The 22775-nt window shown below is 64.7% G+C and carries 13 protein-coding genes and 1 pseudogene; 9 read left to right on the forward strand and 5 right to left on the reverse strand.

Annotation, left to right across the window (positions count from 1 at the left end; genetic code table 11):
- The first annotated feature begins 488 nt into the window (after positions 1 to 488).
- Entirely contained in the window at positions 489 to 8189 is a 7701-nt protein-coding gene (locus CEX87_RS18605) for an amino acid adenylation domain-containing protein (protein WP_094288561.1), read from the forward strand.
- On the opposite strand, the gene CEX87_RS18610 is transcribed toward CEX87_RS18605, so the two are convergent.
- Entirely contained in the window at positions 8176 to 9054 is an 879-nt protein-coding gene (locus CEX87_RS18610) for an SDR family NAD(P)-dependent oxidoreductase (protein WP_198957253.1), read from the reverse strand. The genes CEX87_RS18605 and CEX87_RS18610 overlap by 14 nt on opposite strands.
- Before the next feature lie 340 nt (positions 9055 to 9394).
- Between CEX87_RS18610 and htpG the strand changes: the two genes are divergently transcribed.
- Positions 9395 to 11320, forward strand: a complete 1926-nt coding sequence (gene htpG, locus CEX87_RS18615) for a molecular chaperone HtpG (protein WP_094288563.1) — start codon at positions 9395 to 9397, stop codon at positions 11318 to 11320.
- A gap of 73 nt (positions 11321 to 11393) precedes the next feature.
- Here the strand turns inward: htpG and CEX87_RS18620 are convergent, their stop codons facing one another.
- Positions 11394 to 12491: an acyltransferase family protein gene (locus tag CEX87_RS18620; protein ID WP_094288565.1), complete on the reverse strand. Its 1098-nt coding sequence runs from the start codon at positions 12489 to 12491 to the stop codon at positions 11394 to 11396.
- Positions 12492 to 13022: 531 nt separating this feature from the next.
- On the opposite strand from CEX87_RS18620, the pseudogene CEX87_RS27675 reads away from it, so the two are divergent.
- From CEX87_RS27675 to CEX87_RS18635, 3 genes and pseudogenes are all read left to right on the forward strand, one after another.
- Positions 13023 to 13277: pseudogene (locus tag CEX87_RS27675) on the forward strand (molecular chaperone HtpG); the annotation flags it as partial.
- A gap of 168 nt (positions 13278 to 13445) precedes the next feature.
- Positions 13446 to 15371 carry an ABC transporter ATP-binding protein gene (locus CEX87_RS18630; protein ID WP_094288567.1) on the forward strand — a complete coding sequence of 642 codons (1926 nt, stop codon included), beginning with the start codon at positions 13446 to 13448 and terminating at the stop codon, positions 15369 to 15371.
- A complete protein-coding gene (locus CEX87_RS18635; protein ID WP_094288569.1) occupies positions 15368 to 17212 on the forward strand; it encodes an ABC transporter ATP-binding protein in 1845 nt (614 codons plus the stop codon). The genes CEX87_RS18630 and CEX87_RS18635 overlap by 4 nt, the downstream gene beginning before the upstream one ends.
- 102 nt (positions 17213 to 17314) lie before the next feature.
- Here CEX87_RS18635 and CEX87_RS18640 read toward each other — a convergent pair whose 3' ends face one another.
- Both CEX87_RS18640 and CEX87_RS18645 read right to left on the reverse strand, forming a co-directional pair.
- Positions 17315 to 18697 carry an NAD(P)-binding protein gene (locus CEX87_RS18640; RefSeq protein ID WP_094288571.1) on the reverse strand — a complete coding sequence of 461 codons (1383 nt, stop codon included), beginning with the start codon at positions 18695 to 18697 and terminating at the stop codon, positions 17315 to 17317.
- The gene (locus CEX87_RS18645) at positions 18698 to 19801 is read right to left on the reverse strand and encodes an epoxide hydrolase family protein (RefSeq protein ID WP_094288573.1); all 1104 of its coding nucleotides are present in this window, start codon (positions 19799 to 19801) and stop codon (positions 18698 to 18700) included.
- A 53-nt stretch (positions 19802 to 19854) separates the two neighbouring features.
- On the opposite strand from CEX87_RS18645, the gene CEX87_RS18650 reads away from it, so the two are divergent.
- The 3 genes from CEX87_RS18650 to CEX87_RS18660 all read left to right on the forward strand — a co-directional run bounded on the left by CEX87_RS18650 (position 19855) and on the right by CEX87_RS18660 (position 20831).
- Entirely contained in the window at positions 19855 to 20250 is a 396-nt protein-coding gene (locus tag CEX87_RS18650) for a hypothetical protein (protein WP_094288602.1), read from the forward strand.
- A 123-nt stretch (positions 20251 to 20373) separates the two neighbouring features.
- On the forward strand, positions 20374 to 20589 hold the full coding sequence (locus CEX87_RS18655) for a DUF3072 domain-containing protein (RefSeq protein ID WP_094288575.1): 216 nt from the start codon (positions 20374 to 20376) through the stop codon (positions 20587 to 20589).
- A complete protein-coding gene (locus tag CEX87_RS18660) occupies positions 20586 to 20831 on the forward strand; it encodes a hypothetical protein (protein WP_094288577.1) in 246 nt (81 codons plus the stop codon). The genes CEX87_RS18655 and CEX87_RS18660 overlap by 4 nt, the downstream gene beginning before the upstream one ends.
- 1 nt (position 20832) lies before the next feature.
- Here CEX87_RS18660 and CEX87_RS18665 read toward each other — a convergent pair whose 3' ends face one another.
- Entirely contained in the window at positions 20833 to 22302 is a 1470-nt protein-coding gene (locus CEX87_RS18665) for an acetyl-coenzyme A carboxylase carboxyl transferase subunits beta/alpha (RefSeq protein WP_094288579.1), read from the reverse strand.
- 26 nt (positions 22303 to 22328) lie between these two features.
- Between CEX87_RS18665 and CEX87_RS18670 the strand changes: the two genes are divergently transcribed.
- The coding region (locus CEX87_RS18670) for an enoyl-CoA hydratase-related protein (RefSeq protein WP_198957254.1) at positions 22329 to 22775 on the forward strand (447 nt) is incomplete at its 3' end.

The following is a 22775-nucleotide window of genomic DNA, read 5'->3' on the forward strand; positions in this document are numbered from 1 at the left end:
TGACGGCGAAAACGCAGACTCGCACGGCTGATCGAAGTATGTTTGCTGATGTGCAGTAACAACACGGAGGTGTGAGTATCGACTTTCGGCGGCGACAATAAGACCCCTCCTCGCTCGAGGGGAGTAGGGAAGTAGTCGGCTGTGGGGGCAGCGAGCTGCCCCTTGCAGGCGAGTGCAGGTGCGAAGTGACCCTCTGTGCCGCATGGCGACCAGGTTGGGAGATGGGACCCGTGAAGCGAATTATAGCGACAGCCCCGCATCAAAGCTGGCAGAGTTGAGGCCGTAGCGAGATCCGTGGGGGGCGATTGGATGCTGCTCGATCATCGGACACAGCAGATACCGGCTGAGTGCCTAGCTGGCCTATCTGGCATCGTGACCTCTGGGCGAAATTTGTCGTCAAAGGCTGAATCCGTAAAGAAATCTGCTCATCCGGAAGTGGCATTCGAGCTTTTCTGCATGCAATCGAGCGCAGAATTCGGCGATATGCCATGAAAGTCGATCCCGGCCGAACTCTACTGTCAATAGATCTAATCGACGATGACGAACATGACCTGCTGGCCGAGTGGGGGAACCACTCGGTCTTGACCGAACCGGTGCGCAGCCGTGTCTCGATTCCGGACATGTTCGCCACCCAGGTCATGCGTGCCCCCGACGCGGTGGCGTTGGTGTGCGGTGAGCAGTCGTGGACGTACCGCGAGTTGGATCAGGCGTCGAACCGTCTGGCCAACCTTTTGGTTGAGCATGATGCAGGCCCGGGTCGCTCTGTCGCGTTGCTGATTCCCCGATCGGCTGAGGCCATTATCTCGATTCTGGGAGTGTTGAAGAGTGGGGCGGCGTATCTGCCGATCGATCCGGCCCATCCCGATGAGCGCATCAAGTTCATGCTCGGCGATGCGGTGCCTGTTGTTGCGGTGACCACGGGTGATTTGCGCTCGCGTCTGGATGATTCGGACGTCGTGGTCATCGATGTCGACGATTCGGCCGTCAACCACCAGCCAGCCGTCGTCTCGGCGGCCGGGCCCGCGCCTGATGATCTGGCGTATATGACGTATACGTCGGGGACGACGGGTGTGCCCAAGGCGGTGGCGGTCACGCATGCGAATGTGGCGTCGTTGGTGGAGGTGTTGCACGACGACCTGCCTGCGGGGCCGGGGCAGGTGTGGTCGCAGTGGCATTCGTTGGTGTTTGACGTGTCGGTGTGGGAGATCTGGGGTGCGCTGCTGCACGGTGGGCGCCTGGTGGTGGTGCCTGAGTCGGTGGCCAGTTCGCCAATCGATCTTCACAACTTGTTGATCACCGAGAAGGTCAGCGTGTTGTGTCAGACCCCGTCGGCGGCGGGGATGTTGTCGCCGGAGGGGTTGGAGTCGACGACGTTGATCGTGGCCGGGGAGGCCTGCCCGACCGAACTTGTGGATCGGTGGGCGACCGGTGATCGGGTGATGATCAACGCCTACGGTCCGACCGAGGCGACGATCTATGCGGCGATGAGCAAACCGTTGGTGGCCAATGCGGGGGTGGCGCCGATCGGGTCGCCGGTGCCGGGGGCGGCGTTGTTTGTGTTGGATCAGTGGTTGCGTCCGGCTGCTGAGGGTGTGGTTGGTGAGTTGTATGTGGCCGGTGCGGGGGTCGCTGCGGGGTATGTGAATCGTGGGGGGTTGACGTCGTCGCGGTTTGTGGCGTGCCCGTTTGGAGGCCCGGGTGCGCGGATGTATCGCACCGGGGATTTGGTGCGCTGGGGCGAGGATGGTCAGCTGCAGTATTTGGGCCGTGCTGATGAGCAGGTCAAGATCCGCGGGTATCGCATCGAGTTGGGTGAGATTCAGGCCGCGTTGGCCAAGCTGGATGGGGTCGATCACGCGGCGGTGATCGCGCGTGAGGACCGCCCGGGTGACAAGCGGCTGGTCGGCTACATCACCGGTACCGCTGATCCGGCCGAACTGCGCGGCGCGCTGGCTCAGCGTCTGCCGGCCTACATGGTGCCCACGGCAATCGTCGTGCTCGAAACGCTGCCGCTGACTGTCAACGGCAAGCTCGATAAGCGCGCGTTGCCGGCGCCGGAGTACCGCAGCACCGCTGCGGACTACCGCGCGCCCTCCACCCAGGTGGAAGAGATCCTGGCCACGATCTACGCCGAGGTGCTCGGTGTGGACCGGGTCGGGGTCGATGACTCGTTCTTCGATCTGGGTGGCGACAGCATCTTGTCGATGCAGGTCGTCGGGCGGGCCAGGGCGGCCGGGTTGTTGTGCCGCCCGCGCGACATCTTCGTCGAGCAGACCGTGGCGCGGTTGGCTGCGGCCACCAAGGTTGTCGGTGGGGAGGCCGCGGTCATCGACGAGGGCATCGGCCCGGTGGTAGCGACCCCGATCATGCGCTGGCTGCAAGAAGTCGAAGGCCCGGTCGATGAGTTCAACCAAACCCTGATTGTGCAAGCGCCTGCGGCGGTGACCGAGGCCGATGTAGCGGTCGTCCTGCAAGCCCTGCTGGATCGCCACGCTTCCCTGCGCCTCTACCTCGACGACGACGGCGCCGGCCAATGGTCCTTCACCGTGCCCAAGCCCGGCACCGTGACTGCGCGCGACTACCTGCACGTGGTCGACGCGTTGACCGACGAGGCGTTGGTGGGGGCGCGGTCGCGGCTGAACCCGGGTGCGGGAGCGATGCTGTCGGCGCTGTGGGTGAGCTCCACCAACCAGCTGGTGCTGATGTTCCACCACCTGGCCGTTGACGGCGTGTCGTGGCGCATCCTGCTCGAAGACCTGAACATCGCCTGGGTCCAGCATCACAGCGGACAACCGATCGAGTTGCCGGTGGGCGGTACGTCGTTTCAGCATTGGGCGTCCCTGCTGGCAGAGCATGCGCTGCGTCCTGAGGTCGTCGCGCACGCCGACACGTGGCGTCGGGTCGAGGCGGCGCCGGCGGTGTTGCCGGCGGTGCAACCCGATACCGACACCTATGCCAATGCCGGCCAAATGTCGGTGCCGTTGGATGTGGACACCACCCGGCGGCTGCTCGGGGAGGTGCCCGCGGCGTTTCATGCGGGCGTGCAAGACATTCTGCTGATCGCCTTCGGGCTGGCCTGGACCGAATTCCTGGGCGGCGCCCAAACCCCGATCGCCATCGACGTCGAAGGCCACGGGCGCAACGAAGACTTGGCCGCTGATGTGGATCTGTCCCGCACGGTCGGATGGTTCACCACCAAGTCACCGGTGGCGCTGAGCGTCGGTCGACTGTCGTGGGACCAGGTCGCCTCCGGTGATACCGCACTGGGTGTGGTGATCAAAGACGCTAAAGAGCAACTGCGCGCCCTGCCTGATGGGCTGACCTACGGTCTGCTGCGCTACCTCAATCCCGATGTCGATCTGGCGGGTCCCGATCCAGTGATCGGGTTCAACTACCTGGGACGCCTGGGTGCTGGTGCTGGTGATCTCGGAGATGATTTGTGGCAGCTCAGCGAGGATAGTTTCGCGTTGTCGGATGCGGTCTCAGCGGTGGCGATGCCGTTGATGCATACCGTGGAACTCAACGCCGGCACCGTCGATACCGATGAGGGCCCGCAGCTACAGGCAGCGTGGACGTGGACGCCCTCGGCGCTCGACGAGGACAAGGTTGCGCGGCTGAGCCGGTTGTGGTTCCAAGCCCTGGCCGGGATTTGTGCCCATGTGCGCAGCGGCGGCGGCGGTTTGACCCCGTCGGATTTGGCTCCGGCGCGGCTGACCCAGTCGCAGATCGATGATTTGTGTGCCGAGCACGATATTGCTGATGTGTTGCCGTTGACGCCGTTGCAGCAGGGTTTGTTGTTTCATTCGGCGATCGCGCGTGGCACCGGTGATGATGTGTATGCGGTGCAGCTCGACATCACCGTGACAGGGCCCCTCGATTCGCGCCGGTTGCGTGAAGCGGTGCAAAACGTCGTCCAGCGCCACCCGAACCTCGTCGCACGGTTCTGTGAAGAGTTCGAGGAGCCGGTGCAGGTCATCCCCGCCGATGCTGTCATGGCCTGGCGATACCTCGACCTCCGGTGGGATGACCGCAATTCGAATGCCGAACTCGAAAAGCTCTGTGCGGCAGAGCGTGCCGCGGTCTGTGAGCTGAGCGATCGCCCTCCCTTCAGGGCCGCTCTTATTCGCACTGGTGACAACGAACACCGGTTCGTACTCACCAACCATCACATAGTGCTCGACGGGTGGTCGAAACCCATTCTGTTGCAGGAGATATTCGCGACCTATTTCGAAGAGCGCCTGCCGGCCCCCGTGTCCTATCGGCGGTTCGTCACCTGGCTGGCCAATCAGGACCGTGCCGCGGCCCAATCGGAGTGGCGTCGGTTATTCGACGGGTTTGATACGCCGACCTTGGTGGCGCCCCCCGACGTGACGGGAAGGCAATGCGACAGGACGTTCCGGGTATCGGCCCGCACCACACAGGCGCTCGGTGAGCTGGCGCGCGCCTGCCACACCACCGTCAGCACTGTGCTGCAAGCTGCGTGGGCGCAACTGCTGATGGTGATGACGAGCCGGCATGACGTGGCCTTCGGTACCGCGGTATCGGGGCGGCCGGCGGATCTGCCGGGCTCCGATGCCATGGTCGGGTTGATGATCAACACGGTGCCGGTACGTGCGCATATCAGCCCCGCCACCACCATTGCTGACCTGCTGGCTCAGCTGCAGAGCTGTCACAACGACACAATTGAGCATGAGCATCTGCCGCTCAACGAGATTCATCACGCCACCGGTCACGACCGATTGTTCGACACCGTCTTCGTGTATGAGAATTATCCGATCGACGCTGCCGCGTTGACGGGTGTGCGCGAGCTGGCGATAACCGCCTTCAGCAGTCGCGAATACAACCACTATCCGTTGTCGATGGTGGCCATTCCGGGTTACGAGATCGGTCTGCGCGTTGAATTCGACGCTGAGGTCTTCGATCCTTACGAAATCGAAATGATGGCCGCACGCTTCCAGCGAATCCTCGACGAGATGGCCGCCGACCCGAACGCACGGGTGTCCTCGATCGACCTGCTGAACGCCAGCGAGCACGACCAACTCGCGGGATGGGAGAATCGGGCAGCACTGAACGAGCCGATCGGCACGCCCGTCTCGATCCCGGCGTTGTTCGACGCCCAGGCAGCCCACACCCCGGACGCAGAAGCCCTCACTGCCGGTGGTGACTCGTGGACGTATCGAGAGTTGAACGACGCGGCTGCGCGGTTCGCAAATGTGTTGGCGGCATATGGGGTTGGCCCGGGCAACCCGGTCGCGCTGCTATCCGAACGGTCATCCCGGGCCGTCGTCGCGATACTGGCTGTACTCAAGACCGGCGCGGCGTATCTGCCGATCGACCCGGGCGTGCCTGAGGCGCGTTTGCGGTTCATCCTCGAGGACGCGGCGCCGGCGGCCGTGATCACGACTACCGGACTTCGGTCAAGGCTCGACGGGCTGAATGTGGTCGCCATCGATATCGATGCCCCAATCGATGGCGGCCCGCACGAATCACCGTTGTCAACACCGGAACCCGATGATCTCGCCTACATCATCTACACCTCAGGGACCACCGGAACGCCGAAGGGCGTGGCGGTCACCCACCGGAATGTCACCCAGCTGATGACATGTCTCGACGCGGGATTGCCGAGCCCCGGCGTGTGGCCGTTGTGCCATTCTCTGGCCTTTGATGTTTCGGTTTGGGAGATCTGGGGCGCACTATTGCGCGGTGGACGCCTGGTTGTGATGCCCGACGTGATAACGAAGTCTCCCGAGGCGTTTAACGCTGCTCTGGTCGAGCAGAGCATCAGCGTGCTGACCCAGACGCCGTCGGCGGTGATGATGCTGTCTCCAGAGGTATTGGAGTCGACGGCATTGGCCGTCGTGGGTGAGGCATGTCCGAGTTCAGTGGTGGACCAGTGGGCGCCGGGACGGGTGATGATCAACGCGTACGGTCCGACGGAAACCACCATGTGTGTCGCCATCAGTGCGCCGCTGAACTCGGGAAGAGGGGCGGTGCCCATCGGTTCGCCTGTCCGGGGGGCGGCGCTGTTCGCCCTTGATCAGTGGTTGCGCCCAGTGCCTGCGGGTGTGATCGGTGAACTGTATGTGGCTGGCGCCGGGGTGGCAGTCGGCTATCTGGGTCGTTCAGAGTTGACCGCGTCGCGGTTCGTGGCTTGCCCATTCGGTTCGCCTGGTGCGCGGATGTATCGCACGGGCGATCTAGTGCGCTGGGGTTCCGATGGTCAGCTGCAGTATCTGGGGCGGCTGGACGACCAGGTCAAAATCCGCGGTTACCGCATCGAGCTCGGCGAGATCCAGGCGGCGCTGGCCGGGCTGGACGGCGTCAACCTGGCCGCGGTGATCGCTCGAGAGGATCGCCCCGGCGACAAGCGCCTGGTCGCCTATGTCACCGGAACAGCTGATCCTGGGGGCCTCCGCGCGCAGCTGACCGATCTACTTCCGCCCTACATGGTGCCTGCTTCGATCATGGTGCTCGACGCACTGCCGCTGACGTCGAACAACAAAGTGGACGCCCGCGCCCTGCCCGCACCGGAATACCACGGGGTGGCCCGCTATCGGGCACCGTCGAGCGCAGTCGAGGAGATCATCGCCGGAATCTTCGCCCAGGTGCTGGCGGTCGAGCGGGTCGGTGTCGATGACTCGTTCTTCGACCTTGGCGGGGACTCGATCTCGGCGATGCGGGTGACCGCAGCGATCAACACGGCTCTGGACGCTAACCTCGCCGTGCACGCGTTGTTCTCCGCGCCCAGCGTCAGCGGCTTGAGCCAACACCTGGACAACACCGGTGAGGCCAAAGCGGGCCGTGTCAGCGCGGCCAGGTTTGAGGCGGTACACGGCCGCGACGCCACCGAGGTGCATGCACGGGATCTGACGCTCGACAAGTTCCTCGATGCCGACACGTTGAGGGGTGCGCCGCTGTTGGCCGCCCCGAGCGCCGAAGTGCGGACTGTCTTACTGACGGGCGCAACCGGATTCCTCGGACGGTATTTGGCGTTGCAGTTGCTCGAGCAGATGGAACAGGTCGGCGGCCGGCTGATCTGCTTGGTGCGAGGAGAAACCAACGAGGATGCCCGGTGCCGTCTAGACAAGACCTTCGACACAGGAGATGCCCACCTGCTGCGGCATTTCCATGGCATGGCCGCTCGGCATCTGGAGGTCGTGGCCGGGGACAAAGGCAGACCCCAGCTTGGGTTGGATCAGCACACCTGGCAACGGTTGACCGAATCCGTTGACTTGATTGCCGATTCGGCCGCGTTGGTCAACAGCGTGCTGCCCTACAGCGAACTCTTCGGCCCGAACGTGATGGGTACCGCCGAGCTCATCCGGTTCGCCTTGACCTCGAGGCTCAAACGGTACGCATTCGCCTCCACGGCGGATGTCAGCAAGCAGATCGAACCCGCATCGTTCACCGAGGACGCCGACATCCGCGTCATCAGTCCCACCCGGACGCTCGACGGTAGCTTCGCCAATGGTTATGCCACGAGCAAGTGGGCCGGTGAGGTGTTGCTGCGTGAGGCGCACGACCTGTGCGGGCTACCGGTTTCGGTTTTTCGATGCGACATGATCTTGCCCGAGACCACGTACGCCGGTCAGCTGAATGTGTCGGACAACGCGACAAGGTTGGTGCTCAGCCTCGTAGCGGCCGGGTTGGCGCCGGTTTCCTTCTACCGGCGCGACGCGCGAGGCAACCGGCAACGAGCCCACTTCGATGGTCTTCCCGTGGATTTCGTCGCCGAGGCGATCGCGACGCTCGGGTCTCAAATAGTTGAAGGTTTTGAGACTTATCACGTCATGAATCCCCACGACGACGGCATCGGACTCGACGAGTACGTCGACTGGCTCATCGAGGCCGGCTATCCCATTGAGCGAGTCGACGACTTCGGCGAATGGTTGCGTCGCTTCGAGGCGGGCCTCCGAGCCCTGCCCGATGAGCAGCGCCAGAACTCCGTCCTTCAAATGCTGCTGGTCGTGCTGCACAATGCGAAGAGCCTCGAGCCTCCACCTCCGACGCTGGGGGCGTATGGACCAACCGACCGTTTCCGAGCGGCGGTACGCGAGGCCAAAATCGGGCCCGATAAGCACAATCCGGACATTCCCCATGTAACGGCACCGGTCATCGTCAAGTATGCCACCGACCTAGAGCGGCTGGGGCTGCTCCAGCGTGTTCACTGCGCGACTATGCGGTGCTGAGCCCCGCTCGGATGCGGTTGAGGAGGCGCAAAGACTTGTCCGCAACCCATTGAAACTTGATCATTACGTCCATGTAGTGGGCGGGCGTGATGCGCGCGAGAAGATCTATCGCGTATGCGTCCGGTCCCACCAAGATACGTGCTTTTCCGGCTTCAACGCCGTGATGGATGATCTCTGCGGCCTTGTCGGGCTGCGTCAGTGAGATGGCCGCAAAATCCGCTTTCATTTGTTCGCGCGAAATGCCGATCCCCTCGGGGCCTTCGCGGAAGCGGGCGTTTTGAACGATGTTCGTATTCACGCCTCCGGGAAAAACGCAAACTGCACTCACTCCCGTATCTCGCAACTCATGACGCAGCGAGTCGGTGAATCCCCGTACCGCGAACTTCGCGGCCGAGTAGGCGCTCTGCACCGGCATGGCAGCTAGGCCATACACGCTGGAGGTGTTGACGATTACCCCCTCGTCCTGTTCGACGAGTATCGGGAGGAACGCTCGGGTTCCGTTAACGACACCACGGAAGTCGATGTCCCACAGCCATTCATCATCAGCGGGGTCACCGTCGAGGATGGTGGCCGCCAAGACGACGCCGGCATTGTTGAAGACAGCACCGATTTTCGTGGGTGTCCAGTCACTCACTTCCTTGGCGAAGGAGAGCTGAGACTGCGCATCCCTTACATCGAGAACCCTCGACAAAACCGGTCCTGAAAGATTGGCTGCAGTCTCCGCCAGGCCCTGTTCGTTGATGTCAGAGATCGCCACCGGACTGCCGTGAGCAGAGAGGCGTTGCGCCAAGCTGCGGCCCATACCAGACCCGGCGCCGCTGATGACCGCCGTCCGGCCGCTGATCATCACCCGCGACTTAGCCACTTTGCTCCTCGACGTCACCTCGTCGTCGACCTGATGCCAGACCGATGGGTGTCGAGCCGTGACCCGGGCGGCTAGACGTATGTGAAACAGGAAGAACACTAGCAAGTAGAACGCTCAAATGCATCTTCGCCAGTGCACGGCTTTTCAGCCAGCAACTGAGCCTCTGGCAACAATCTCACCAGAATGGTTCGGACGCCGCAGTGGCGACGTAGGTCGCGGCCTAGGCGCGCCCCTGGCAACGTCAGTCCGATCGGCACGGCACGACATGAACAGAGGTCACGGCGCCCGCAGTACTATGGTCTCCGGACTTTCGCAAACTGGATAGGTGGAACGGAGGCACATGTCTGCTCGAGTCGAGAAGTTGGAGTTCCAGGCAGAGGCCCGCCAACTTCTGGAATTGCTGGTCCACTCGGTCTACTCCAACAAGGATTCGTTCCTGCGGGAGCTGATCTCGAATGCCTCCGACGCGCTGGACAAGCTGCGGCTGGAGTCGCTGCGCAACAAGGACCTGGACGTCGACACCTCCGACCTGCACATCGAGATCGTCGCCGACAAAGAAGGCCGCACCCTGACCGTCCGCGACAACGGCATCGGCATGACCCACGACGAGGTCGTCGAGCTCATCGGTACGCTCGCCAAGTCGGGCACCGGCCAGCTCCGGCAGCAGTTGCGCGAGGCGAAGAACGCCGCCGCCGCCGAGGAACTGATCGGTCAGTTCGGCATCGGCTTCTATTCGACGTTCATGGTCGCCGACAAGGTCGAGCTGCTCACCCGCAAGGCCGGCGAGAGCGAGGCGACCCGGTGGATCTCGAGCGGCGAGGCCACCTACACCATCGAATCCGTCGAGAACGCTCCCCAGGGCACCTCGGTCACCCTGCACCTCAAACCCGAAGACACCGAGGACCAGCTGCACGACTACACCTCGGAGTGGAAGATCCGGGAGCTGGTGAAGAAGTACTCCGACTTCATCGCCTGGCCCATCCGGATGGACGTCGAGCGCCGCACCCCGCCGGAGGAAGAGGGCGGCGAGGAGACGGTCACCGTCGAGACGCAGACCCTCAACTCGATGAAGGCGCTGTGGGCCAAGTCCAAGGACGAGGTATCCGACGAGGAGTACAAGGAGTTCTACAAGCACATCGCGCACGCCTGGGACGACCCTCTCGAGGTGATCGCGATGAAAGCCGAAGGCACCTTCGAGTACCAGGCCCTGCTGTTCATCCCGTCGCAAGCGCCCTTCGATCTGTTCACCCGCGACGCCAAGGTCGGCATACAGCTGTATGTGCGGCGCGTGTTCATCATGGGCGACTGCGAAGACCTCATGCCGATGTACCTCCGCTTCGTCAAAGGCGTCGTCGACGCACAGGACATGTCGCTCAACGTCTCTCGCGAGATCCTCCAGCAGGACCGGCAGGTCACCGCGATCCGCCGCCGGCTGACAAAGAAGGTCCTGTCGACGCTCCAGGAACTCCAGAACGAACGGCCGGACGACTACCGCGCCTTCTGGACCCACTTTGGGTCGGTCGTCAAAGAGGGTCTGATGTCGGACTTCGACAACCGCGACACCCTGCTGCGGATCTCGTCGTTCGCCTCCACCCACAGCGACGACGAATCCACAACCCTCGCCCAGTACGTCGAGCGGATAAAGGACGGTCAAGAGCAGATCTTCTACGCCACCGGACAGTCCCGCGAACAGCTCATGAAGTCACCTCATCTGGAGGCGTTCCGCGCCAAGGGTTACGAGGTGCTGCTGCTCACCGACCCGGTCGACGAAGTCTGGGTGGGCTCTGTGCCCGAGTTCGACGGCAAACCGCTGCAGTCGGTCGCGCGCGGCGAGGTGGACCTGGACTCTGACGACGACAAGAGCGACGCCGAGCGCGAGGAACAACAGAAGGAGTTCGCAGATCTGCTCGACTGGTTGAAGGAGACCCTGAGCGAGCACGTCTCCGAGGTTCGGCTGTCAACCCGCCTCACCGACTCCCCGGCGTGCCTGATCACCCCGACCTTCGGGATCACACCCGCACTGGTCCGCCTGTACCGGGCCTCCGGGCAGACGGTCCCTGTCTCGAAGCGAATCCTCGAACTCAACCCGAAGCATCCGCTCGTCACCGGTCTGCGACAGGCGCATAAGGAACGCGGCGACTCGGACACCCTCGAGGATGCCGCCGAATTGCTCTACGGGACGGCTTTGCTCGCCGAGGGCGACCTACCCGACGACCCAGCCAGGTTCGCGGGCCTCATCGCCGAACGTCTCGCCCGCACCGTGTAGATCCCTTTGTGTCGGTGCACCAAGCATGCGTGGTGAAATCAAGCCGGAAACGGACGGTAGGGCGAAACCGAAGTCAGCCTGGTTGTCGCACCTCGTCACCAACGCCGTGCTCGGGTTCACCGGCGGAGGGATCCTTCTTACGTTTGAGGCGATGCTTCAAAGACATCGCACGTTTCTCGACCAAGAACCAGCTCAGGGCGGCAAGCGGCAAGGTGGCGACTGTCGAGACAAGAAAGAACACCACGGGATGCAGAAATGCGAGCCCAAGGACGGCTAGCAGCTGTTGAACGGGGAATGCGTAGATGTATAGGCCGTAGGAGACATCAGTCCGCAGTCTTAGGCGCCTGTTCTTGATCAGCGCACCCGATACGATAACGGCGTACGCGAGGGGAAGAGCAGCTACGACTCGATAGTCGGGCAGGAAGATAGTCGAGAGAACGACAAAGGCCACGCTCACTGCTACTAGCGACCATCGCGCGGGGATCACGTCTTTCCAGTGATAGATCACCGCCCCAGCCGCGAACATGATCGCACAACGCACAAGTACCTGAGGGATGGTCCACAGCCCGGGAAACGTCAGGGGCGGCAACAACAGTGCCCCCGTCACTGCCAGTGTCAGCAGCACTGGAGAAATCCACCGCCGGGACGCGAGTCCCAGGACACCGAGGACGGCGACGGCGAGGTAGCACATCAGCTCCCAAATGAGTGACCAAAGGGAACCATTCCAGTTGCCGGGGGACGGAATCCCGGTCGGCGTGCCTTCAATGTTGTGTTGAAGATAAATCACTCCGCTGTTCTTGAGGACGAACTCGATCGGGCCTGTGGATGTCAACAATTTCAGCGCCGAGCCGCCTTGAAGCGCCACGCTGATCGGAGCAATGACGAATGCGGTCACTATCAGACAGACGTATAAGCCCGGAAGGATGCGAAGCGCTCGGGCAGCGAGGTACTCGCGCAGGCGTGGGTTGGTGAGCCAGCTTCTAGCGATGAGAAAACCCGAGATAGCAAAAAATCCGTCCACCCCGACCGCGAAGAGGAGTTGGAGCGTCGCGGCAGGGGGCATTCGTCCTGTGATCGGAAAGGAGTGGAACAGGATCACCTCGGCCGCCAACGCAAGCCTCAAGGCGTTCAGCGCATTCTTCCGCGGATCAAAGACCTGCTCTAATTTCATCGACACCTGGCTAGCCTATGAGATGGACAACCGCGCCATCATATCGTTGGTCCGCTGAGTACGATCGCGTTTTCAGCAACCAGGTGGTGCACATAGGCGGGGCTCCGCTCCTTGGGTTATGTATCGAAGTGTGGGCAGTAATTGCTGATTCAATCTGATCAACCTGGCTGTGGTTGAACCGGCGACAAACCGTGTTGATCGAGACGGCAAGTAACAGGTTCAGGTCCCGTCACGATGTCGGCAAAATGCTGAGCCAGCATCGAATTGCGAAGGGCCAGAGCGATCTTCAACCGCGGTTCGAAACGGTACCGAGGCGTCGGATCCCCTCAGATGGAAGACCCTTGGGTCCCGCCTAAACTCTTCTCCACTCCTTATCAGGTGGTATTTCGCTTGGTAAGTACTACCTTCGGGTCTACGGCAACTTGCGTTGCGACGTCAGTGAGTCAGCGCAACACTCCAAAAGCTCCGATACGCACAGCAAAGACGGTATATCGCTGGAAGCGCCTGGTTCCCCGGTCGCGCGCGGCGAGCACACCCGCACTCGCCCGCATGTACCGGGCCTCGGGCCAGACGGTCCCTGTCTCGAAGCGGATCCTCGAGCTCAACCCGAAGCATCCGCTCGTCACGGGTCTGCGGGAGGCGCACAAGAACAGCGGTGAGGCGGCCGCACTGAACGACACCGCCGAACTGCTCTACGGCACGGCTCTTCTCGCCGAAGGCGACCTTCCCGACGACCCGGCCAAGTTCGCCGGGCTCATCGCCGAACGCCTCGCCCGTACCGTCTGACCGCGGGCGAGCGCGCCGAACCTGGGTACCCAGTATGTGCCCTGGTCAGCGGCGTGGGAAGCCGTTGACCTCATCCGTTGTTGAGGTTCTACGGTGATTTCATGAGCATCGAAGCGGGCAGTTCGCCGCAGCCGTTATCCGTTTGCCCAGCGTGGGAAGATGGGCTAAGTGGTTGACCCCGTAATCCAGGACCTGCGCACTACGTCGGCTATCGCCCCGCCACCGCAACGCCGACGCGCAAGCTCGGACCTGTGGCGGATGCTGCCGTACCTGATGCCGTATCGGGCGCGCTGGATCGCGATGGTCACCGTCGCCATCGCCAGCCTGGCGGCCACCGTGTCAATCCCACTGATGACCAAGGCCGTCATCGACGGTCCGGTGCGCCATCAGGATCAGCAGGGGCTGTGGCTGCTCGGCGCCGCCGCGATGGGCGTCGGTATCACCGAGGCGGTGCTGTGGTTCATCCGCCGATGGCTGGCGGCCCGCGCGACCATGGGGGTCGAGGCCGACATCCGCAAAGATCTCTACGCCCGGCTGCAGGTGCTGCCGATGAGCTTCCACGGACGCTGGCAGTCCGGCCAGCTGCTGTCGCGAATCATGAACGACCTCAGCACTATTCGTCGCTTCATGTCCTTCGGCTTGCTCTTCCTGCTGCTGAACGGGCTGCAGATCACCGTCGTGACAGCCATCCTGCTCGCGATGTACTGGCCGCTCGGCGTGGTGGTCATGGTGTCGATCGTGCCGATCACGCTGACCGTGCTGCACTTCCAACGGGAGTACACCCGGTTGTCGCGACTGGCGCAGGATCAGGCGGGCCACGTCGCCACCCACGTCGAGGAGTCCGCGCTCGGGCTGCGGGTGGTGAAATCCTTCGGACGCGAGGACTACGTCTACGAACGGTTCGACGACCAACTCACCGATCTCTATGACACGCAGCTCAATCGAGTGTCGGTCTCGGCGAAGTTCTGGACGTTGCTCGAAGTCATCCCGAACCTGACGTTGATCCTGGTGCTCGGTCTGGGCGCCTACGCCGCGGGCGAAGGTCACGTGACCCTGGGGACCCTGGTCGCGTTCATCACGATGATGCTGTCGCTGGTCTGGCCGATCGCCTCCTTGGGCTTCTTGTTGTCGATGACGCAGGAGTCGTTCACCGCCGCGAACCGGATCACCGAGATCTTCGATACGCCAATCGATATCGTCGACGGTCCCGTGGACCAGCCGCCGAGTGGCGGGCGCCTGGAACTCGTCGACGTCGGATTCCGATTCCCCGACTCGGACGAGTGTGCGCTGCGCCACGTCACGGTCACCGTCGAACCGGGGGAGACGCTCGCGCTTGTCGGCTCGACGGGATCGGGAAAGTCGGTGCTGGCCGCGCTGCTGTCCCGGTTGTACGACGTCACCGAAGGCTCCATCCGCATCGACGGCCGCGACATCCGGGAGCTCAGCCTGCCCGCGCTGCGTGAAACGGTGGCCACGGCGTTCGAGGACCCGACGCTGTTCTCCATGTCGGTCGCCGAGAATCTACGACTCGGAAGACCGGAAGCCTCCGATGACGATCTGGCCGAGGCGATCGACGTCGCGGCAGCGCACTTCGTCTACGACCTTCCGTTCGGCCTCGACACCCGCATCGGCGAACAGGGCATGAGCCTGTCAGGCGGGCAACGACAGCGGCTGTCTCTGGCGCGTGCGATCCTGGCGGCGCCCAAGATCCTCGTTCTCGACGACACATTGTCTGCGCTCGACGTGCACACCGAAGCGGTCGTCGAGGAGGCCCTGCGCCGGGTGCTGCACTCCGTCACCGGAATCGTTGTGGCCCACCGTGCATCGACGGTGCTGCTCGCCGACAAGGTGGCGCTGTTGGAGAACGGAACCATCACCCATGTCGGCACCCACGCCGAACTGCTCGCCGACGTGCCCCAGTACCGCTACCTGCTGGCCGCTGACGACGAACTCGACGACGGCACCGAGCGCGTGTGTGAATGGGAGGCCGATCGGGACCGTCGCCTCCTCGACCACGCCGTCGAGGACCAGGAGGCGCTGCACCGCGACCCGGCGCAGCGACGGTTCGCCGCTTCGGAGGCCGAACGCCGATGACCGCCACCGACACCCCTGATACCGCGACACCAGAATGGCGCGGCAAGTTCGAAGAACAACAGGACGACCTCCCGATCGACGAGACCCTCGACCGTCGCCGGGAGGCCCGCTCGCTTCTCGGGGATCTGCTGCGCCCATACCGCTTCACCGTTGCGCTGCTCGCCCTCGTCGTGGTTGTGGAAAACGCGGCACGCCTGTCGGTTCCGATCCTCGTGCAGCGCGGCATCGACCGGGGCATCCCGCCGATCGTCGACGGCGGTCCGGCCCACACACTGCTGATGATCGTCGGCACCCTCGCCATCGTCGTGGCGGTGCAGGCCACCAGTCGGATGTTCTTCCTCCGCCGCTCCGGGCGCATCGGCCAGAAAGTGCTTCTGGAGCTGCGCCGCAGGGTGTTTCGGCACTTCCAGCGCCTGGACATCGCCTTCCACGACCGGTACACCTCCGGGCGGGTGGTGAGTCGGTCCACCAATGATGTCGAGGCCATCCAGGACATGCTGGAGACCGGTTTCGACAGCTTGGTCACCGCGGTGCTCACGCTGTTCGGCACCGCGGTCCTGCTCGTCGTGCTCGACTGGCGGCTCGGGTTGATGTGCCTGGGTGCCTTCCCGGTGTTGATCGGGCTGGTGTGGTGGTTCCGCAACGAGTCGGCGAGGACGTATCGGCGGGTGCGCGAAAGCGCGGCGTTGGTGATCGTGCAGTTCGTCGAGACGATGACGGGCATCAAGGCCGTGCAGGCCTATCGCCGCGAACCGCGCAATCAGCAGATCTTCGAAGACATCGCCGACCGCTACAAGGCCGACAACGAGCGCACCTTCCAACTGCTGGCGATCTTCATGCCGGGGGTCAAACTCGTCGGCAACCTCACCACCGGCGTGGTGCTGCTGTACGGCGGCTACCGCGTCCTGAACGGACAGATGACCATCGGGACGCTGACCGCGTTCCTGCTGTACCTGCGCATGTTCTTCGAACCGATGCAGGAGATCTCGCAGTTCTTCAACACGTTCCAGTCGGCGGCGTCGGCCCTGGAGAAGCTGGCGGGCGTGCTCGCCCAGCGACCGGGCATCAAGGACCCGAAGAACCCCGTGACGCTGACCGACGTGCGCGGTGAGATCGCCTTCCGCGATGTGCGATTCCAGTACGTCGCCGACCGCCCGGTGCTGCCCGGGCTGACGCTCGAGGTGCCTGCCGGCCAGACCGTCGCGCTGGTCGGCACCACCGGCGCAGGCAAGACCACGATCGCCAAGCTGATCGCACGGTTCTACGATCCGACATCCGGCTCGGTGACGCTGGACGGCGTTGACCTGCGCGAGCTTTCGCAGAGCGAACTGCGCCGCCACGTCGTGATGGTCACCCAGGAGAACTTCATGTTCGACGGGACCATCGCCGACAACATCCGGTTCGGCCGACCCGACGCCACCGACGCCGAGGTCGCCGCTGCGGCCGAAGCCGTCGGCGCCGACCGTTTCATCGCGGCGCTGCCCGACGGATACGATACCGACGTCGCCAAACGTGGCGGACGGCTCTCGGCAGGGCAGCGGCAGCTCGTCGCGTTCGCGCGGGCGTTCCTCGCCGACCCGGCGGTGCTGATCCTCGACGAGGCGACGTCATCGCTGGACATCCCCAGCGAGCGGATGGTTCAGCGAGCGCTCGAGACCGTACTCGCCGACCGCACCGCGTTGGTGATCGCGCACCGCTTGTCCACTGTGCAGGTCGCCGATCGTGTGCTGGTGCTCGAGCACGGTCGCATCGTCGAGGACGGCACACCCGCCGAACTGATCGCCCGTTCGGGCGGTCACTACGCCGCGCTGCACCGCGCATGGGTGGAGTCACTGGCTTGATACGGGCGTTCCACGCGCCGAAACTGAAGAAATGCGCGAGATTCGCGCGAAATCTCGCGCAGAAGCTCAGATTCGGCGCGGGGAGCGGGGGCGGGGCGACAACTAGCCGGCTGAAGCCAGCAGCGCTTTCAACTTCTCGTTGACTGCCGGAAGTTCGGAGGTGAGCATCGAGATGATCCGCTCGCGGGCCCGCTCGCTGACGTTCGCGGTCACATGATGCAACGCGTTGAGCCGCGCCGCGTCCACCCACGCCATCATGTCCGGGTCAGAGAACCACTGCAGTTGGTTTTCGTTGAAGATCAACATCATCCGCAACCAGTCGACCGGCACGTGCGGGTAGGGGACCGGCCGGCAGAGCCGATTGCGGGCGTCGTCGTCGGGGTACGCGGTCTCGACGTGTGCGATGACGGCCGCACTGAACGCCGGCTGGCACGTGCGCACGGTCTGGAGCGCGATGTGGTCGCCGTCGAAGATCGTCGTCACCGGCTCCTTACCCAAACCGTCTGCGCTGCAGTCGATATACAGCACCGAGCCGTCCACCTCGCGGACACCGTCGTCGAGCACGATCCGCCCGGGCTCGATCGCCCGGACGTGGCCCATCCGCACGACGTCGGTGATGCGGCGCAGCTCGGACAGCTCAGCCTGCGACAGGATCGCGCACCGGTACATCGTCGGCTCGACGGAGCGGTCGATGCGTTGCAGGCAGCCCTTGTCCTCGAGCCGCTCGAACAGATCGGGAAGCGACTCCGCCTCCCGCACCGCGGCCAGCTGGTTGGCGAAATCCCCGATCGTGTGCTTCGCGAACTGCCGACCCGGCTGGATGGCCGCCCGGTCCAGCACCCACGACTCGCGAGGCTTGATCCACGTCAGCCGCTCCGGCGCGATCCCGTGCCGCAACAGCCAAAGGCACGAGTCCATCGCCGTCTTCCCAGCTCCCACAACGACATAGCGGTCACGCGGGTCCGGCAGCCGGGGCAGGCTGTTGGGCGGCACGACTTGGACGCCGTCCGCGATGTCATAGGACGGGCGCCGCATCGACGGTACGACGACCTCGACCCGCGTCGTCACCACCCGATGCGTCGTCACCTCGATGTCCTCGCCACCGAATGTGCGCACCCGCCCGTCGCCGAGATACTCGCTCATCGGCAGATACGTCACCCGACCGGTCGGCAGCAGGTGCTGGGTCATCACCGCGTCGAAGTACGCGCACACCTCGGCGCCGCTGGCCAACTCGTAATAGCCTGCGTTGAGCCCGAATTGGTCGACGGTGTCACTGCCAAGCCCACGGGAGTTCACCCCGTAGTAGGCCGACGGCTGGTGCAGCCGCACGAACGGGTACGCCGTCGTCCAGTGCCCGCCAGGTTGATCGTTGCGGTCGACCACCACGACCGTCGCATCCGACTCGTGGACCAACGTGTCGGTGAACGCGAGCCCCATCGCGCCCGCCCCCACGACCAAGTAGTCGGCCTCCAACGTCCTGCCCATTTATCGCACGCTATCGAAGAACTTTGCGACGTCGTCAACGTACAGGTCGGGCTGCTCGAACGCCGCGAAGTGGCCACCGCGCGGCATCGTCGTCCAATGGGTGATGTTGTATCCGTTCTCGCACCAGCCGCGCGGGGCCTGCAGGATCTCTTTCGGGAAGGACGCGACACCGGTCGGGAGTTCGACGCGGTCGAACCCGCCGAACGCGTTGAAGCTCTCCCAGTAGAGCCGGGCCGACGACGCGCCCGATGCGGTGAGCCAGTACAGCATCACGTTGTCGAGAAGTTCGTCCTTGGTCAGCACGTTCTCCGGATGGCCGTCGCAGTCCATCCACGACCAGAACTTCTCCACGATCCACGCGAGCTGCCCGACCGGGGAGTCGACGAGGCCGTAGCCGAGGGTCTGCGGCCGGGTGGACTGTTGTTTGGAATAGCCCGAATCCCACTTCTGGTAGTACGCGCCGCGCTCGAGCGCCCGCTGCTCCTCCTCCGTCGGGTTCTCGAGCTTGCCGGGCGGAAAGCCCAGCGGCATGTTCAGGTGGATGGCCACGCACTTACCGCCATTGCGGCCGATCTGCGTCGTGACCGCCGCGCCCCAATCGCCGCCCTGCGCGCCGAACCTGTCATAGCCCAGCTCGCCCATCAGCGTGTCCCAGGCCGAGGCGATCCTCTCGATGCCCCAACCTGTTTCGGTGGGTTTTCCCGAGAAGCCGTAACCCGGCAGCGACGGGCAGACCACGTCGAAGCCGCGCTCGGTGAGCGGTTCGATCACCTTGTGGAACTCGACGATCGATCCCGGCCAGCCGTGGGTGATCAGCAACGGAAACGCATCGGCCTGCGACGAGCGCTGATGGATGAAATGAATGTCGAGCCCGTCAATCGCGGTGGTGTAGTGGTCGAACCGGTTCAGCGCCGACTCGCGGGCCCGCCAGTCGTATTGCTCGGCCCAGTACGAGGCCAGTTCGCGGGTGTAGGCCAGCGGAATGCCCTGGCTCCAGTCGTCGACGCATTCGGACTCGGCCCACCGCGTTCGGCGCAACCGCGACTGCAGGTCGGCAAGGTCGTCGTCGGGGATCGCGATGCGGAACGGGCGGATGGCTGCCATGTCCGGATCCTGTCACGGGATGAATTCCTGCGACCGTGGGAGTCGGTATCTACGTGACGACGATCGAAACGGCAGGGCGACGGGCGTGCGCTGTGCTCGCGGCGGGATCGGCCCTGTTGCACGCGGCCATGCTCGGCCACGCGGAGACGCCGTTCGGGGCGGCTCTGATGGCGTCCATGGTCGCGGCATGCCTGTACTGCGCGCGCGACCTGTGGCGCGACGGGCGCCAGCGCACGTGGGTAACCGTCGCGCTGATGAACCTGGCGATGATCGCACTGCACCTGCCGGCGCCCGGCCACCACCACGGTGCGGCGACCACGACCTCCCCGACGACCGTGATGGCACTGGCCACCGTGGTCGCCATGGTCGAGGCGACCGTCGCCGCGGCCGTGCTGTACGTACACAGCCGCGGTCAAGCGGCCGAGCTCGGCGGTAGAGCAGACCGCTGAGCCGCGGCGGTGCGCTGGACCCGGCAGCCGACTTCGGTTAGCGCTGGACCTCGTCACCTGCATCGCGATGCTTGCCGCGCTGGCGGTCGCATAAACGGGCGATCAGCGGGCATAGCTAGGGCCATGAGTGAGGACGCCGGCCGCGCGCCACAGGAGAACCCGCAGAAGGACCGCTCGGACTGGGTCACCGGTGACGAGCCGATGACCGGTCCGCAGCGCAGCTACTTGACGACGCTGGCCCAGGAGGCCGGGGAGCAGGTCCCCGAGAACCTGACCAAGGCCCAGGCCTCCGAGATGATCGACCGGCTGCAACAACAGACAGGACGGAGCCAATCATGATCTCGGCGCAGGATGTACGCGCTCTGCTGAAGTCCGAAGAGAAGAATGCCGTACTGGTCGTCATCGAGGGCCGGGTCGAGGTGATCGGCGCGGGCCGGCTCGCATCGGCCGACTATCGCGGCGCCCTCGAGGTGGTGGCCCGCGACGACCTGGTGCAGCGCATCGGCGACTCGCCGTCCGACCGCGAAATCGAAGAGCAGGCAGCACAACTCGATACCGCGGTCTCCGAGTTGGGCGGGTGACTCACAGTCCGATTCCCCGGTAACGCGCCAGCCGCGCCTGCAACCGTTGCTCGCCCGGAACGGCGCGCAGCTCGTGCAGTTCGTTGGCGACGACGGCAGACAACCGCTGTGTGAACTGCAGCGGTTCGTCGGCGGCATCGGGGTTTTCGGGCACGACCACGTCGACGATGCCGTTGCGCAACAGGTCTACGGACCGAATACCCTGCGCTGCCGCCAGTTCCGGGGCGTGGTCGAGATCGCGGAACACGATCGCGCTGGCTCCCTCCGGCGGAAGCGGCGCCAGCCAGCCGTGCAGCGCCGCCAACACCCGGTCGGCGGGCACCATCGCCAGCGCCGGCCCGCCGCTGCCCTGACCCAACAGCACCGACACCGTCGGAGTGTCCAGGGTGACCAGTTCGGCCAGGCAGCGCGCGATCTCGCCGGCCAGCCCACCCTGCTCAGCCTCGACGGTCAACGCCGGGCCCGCCGTGTCGATCACGAGCACCAGGGGCAGCTGCAGACCTTCGGCCAACGCCATACCCCGCCGCGCCTCACGCAGCGCCGCAGGCCCGACCATTCCGCCGACCACGCGTTGTTGTCCGAGCACCACCGCGGGCTGCCCGCCGAACCGAGCCAGCGCCAACAGCGTCGTCGCCGCCTCGCCCTGCCCGGTGCCCGACAACAGCACCCGCTCGGTCGTCCCGTGCCGCAGCAGATATCCCACGCCCGGGCGGTCCGGCCGCCGCGAGGCCTCCACCGACTCCCACGCCGGCACGTCGGGCAGCGGCCCGAGTTCGGGCCCAGACGGCGGCGAGCCCGGCGGATCGGCAACCACGGTCAGCGTCCGGTTCAGCGTCGCGCGCAACGCGTCGAGCGGCACCACGCCGTCGATGACGCCGTGCCGGTGCAGGTTCTCGGCGGTCTGGATGCCTTCGGGGAACGGCTCGCCGTAGAGGTGTTCGTACACCCGCGGGCCGAGGAAGCCGATCAGCGCGCCGGGCTCGGCGCCGGTCACATGCCCCAGCGATCCCCACGACGCGAACACCCCGCCGGTCGTGGGATGCCGCAGGTACACCAGATACGGCAGATGCGCGCGCTTGTGCAGTTCGACGGCCGCGGCGATCTTGACCATCTGCAGGAACGCGACGGTGCCCTCCTGCATCCGGGTGCCGCCCGAACTGGGCGAGGCCAGCAGCGGCAGCCGTTCTGCCGTCGCCCGTTGCACCGCCGCGGTGATCCGCTCGGCCGCCGCCACCCCGATCGAGCCGGCCAGGAAGTCGAACTCGCACAGCACCACGGCGACGCGGCGGCCGAACACGGTGCCTTCGCCGGTCACCACCGACTCGTCCAGGCCGGTCTTGGCGGCCGCGGCGTCCAACGCGCGCCGGTAGTCGCCGTCGGCCCCGACGTCCAGCGGAGGGCCGTCCCAACCGCGGAACGACCCGCGGTCCAGCACGGCATCACGCACCTCGAGGGCACCGATCCGACTCATCACGCGAGCGTATATAGGCTGGCGACATGATTGGTGTGACCCGCGACGGCCACGTGATGACCCTGGAGATGCAGCGCGCCGAGCGCCGCAACGCCCTGAACGCCGAACTCGTCGACGGGCTCCGGGAAGCGATCGAGAAGGCCACCGCCGAGGACGTCCGCGCGATCGTGCTGACCGGCCAGGGCCACGTCTTCAGCTCCGGCGCCGACCTCTCCGGCGGCCAAGGGGTCGCCGACGAACTGCCCGATAAAGCCCGGGCGCTCAACCTGGCCATCGACGCGGCACCCGTACCGGTCATCGGCGCCATCAACGGACCCGCGATCGGCGCCGGGGTCATCCTGTCGATGATCTGCGACCTGCGCGTCGTCGCCCCCGAGGCGTACTTCCAGTTTCCGGTCGCGAAATACGGCATCGCGCTGGACAACTGGAGCATCCGCCGGTTGACGACGCGCAGGTCGCAGATCATCGACAGG

This window comes from Mycobacterium lehmannii, assembly GCF_002245535.1.
Taxonomy (GTDB): Bacteria; Actinomycetota; Actinomycetes; order Mycobacteriales; family Mycobacteriaceae; genus Mycobacterium; species Mycobacterium lehmannii.

Bases quoted from the DNA above. Each gene is read 5' to 3' on its own strand.
- CEX87_RS18660 (WP_094288577.1), top strand. From the start codon at position 20,586: ATGATCTCGGCGCAGGATGTACGCGCTCTGCTGAAGTCCGAAGAGAAG.
- CEX87_RS18620 (WP_094288565.1), bottom strand. From the start codon at position 12,491: ATGAAATTAGAGCAGGTCTTTGATCCGCGGAAGAATGCGCTGAACGCC.
- CEX87_RS18655 (WP_094288575.1), top strand. From the start codon at position 20,374: ATGAGTGAGGACGCCGGCCGCGCGCCACAGGAGAACCCGCAGAAGGAC.
- CEX87_RS18665 (WP_094288579.1), bottom strand. From the start codon at position 22,302: ATGAGTCGGATCGGTGCCCTCGAGGTGCGTGATGCCGTGCTGGACCGC.
- CEX87_RS18605 (WP_094288561.1), top strand. From the start codon at position 489: ATGAAAGTCGATCCCGGCCGAACTCTACTGTCAATAGATCTAATCGAC.
- CEX87_RS18645 (WP_094288573.1), bottom strand. From the start codon at position 19,801: ATGGCAGCCATCCGCCCGTTCCGCATCGCGATCCCCGACGACGACCTT.
- htpG (WP_094288563.1), top strand. From the start codon at position 9,395: ATGTCTGCTCGAGTCGAGAAGTTGGAGTTCCAGGCAGAGGCCCGCCAA.
- CEX87_RS18640 (WP_094288571.1), bottom strand. From the start codon at position 18,697: ATGGGCAGGACGTTGGAGGCCGACTACTTGGTCGTGGGGGCGGGCGCG.
- CEX87_RS18635 (WP_094288569.1), top strand. From the start codon at position 15,368: ATGACCGCCACCGACACCCCTGATACCGCGACACCAGAATGGCGCGGC.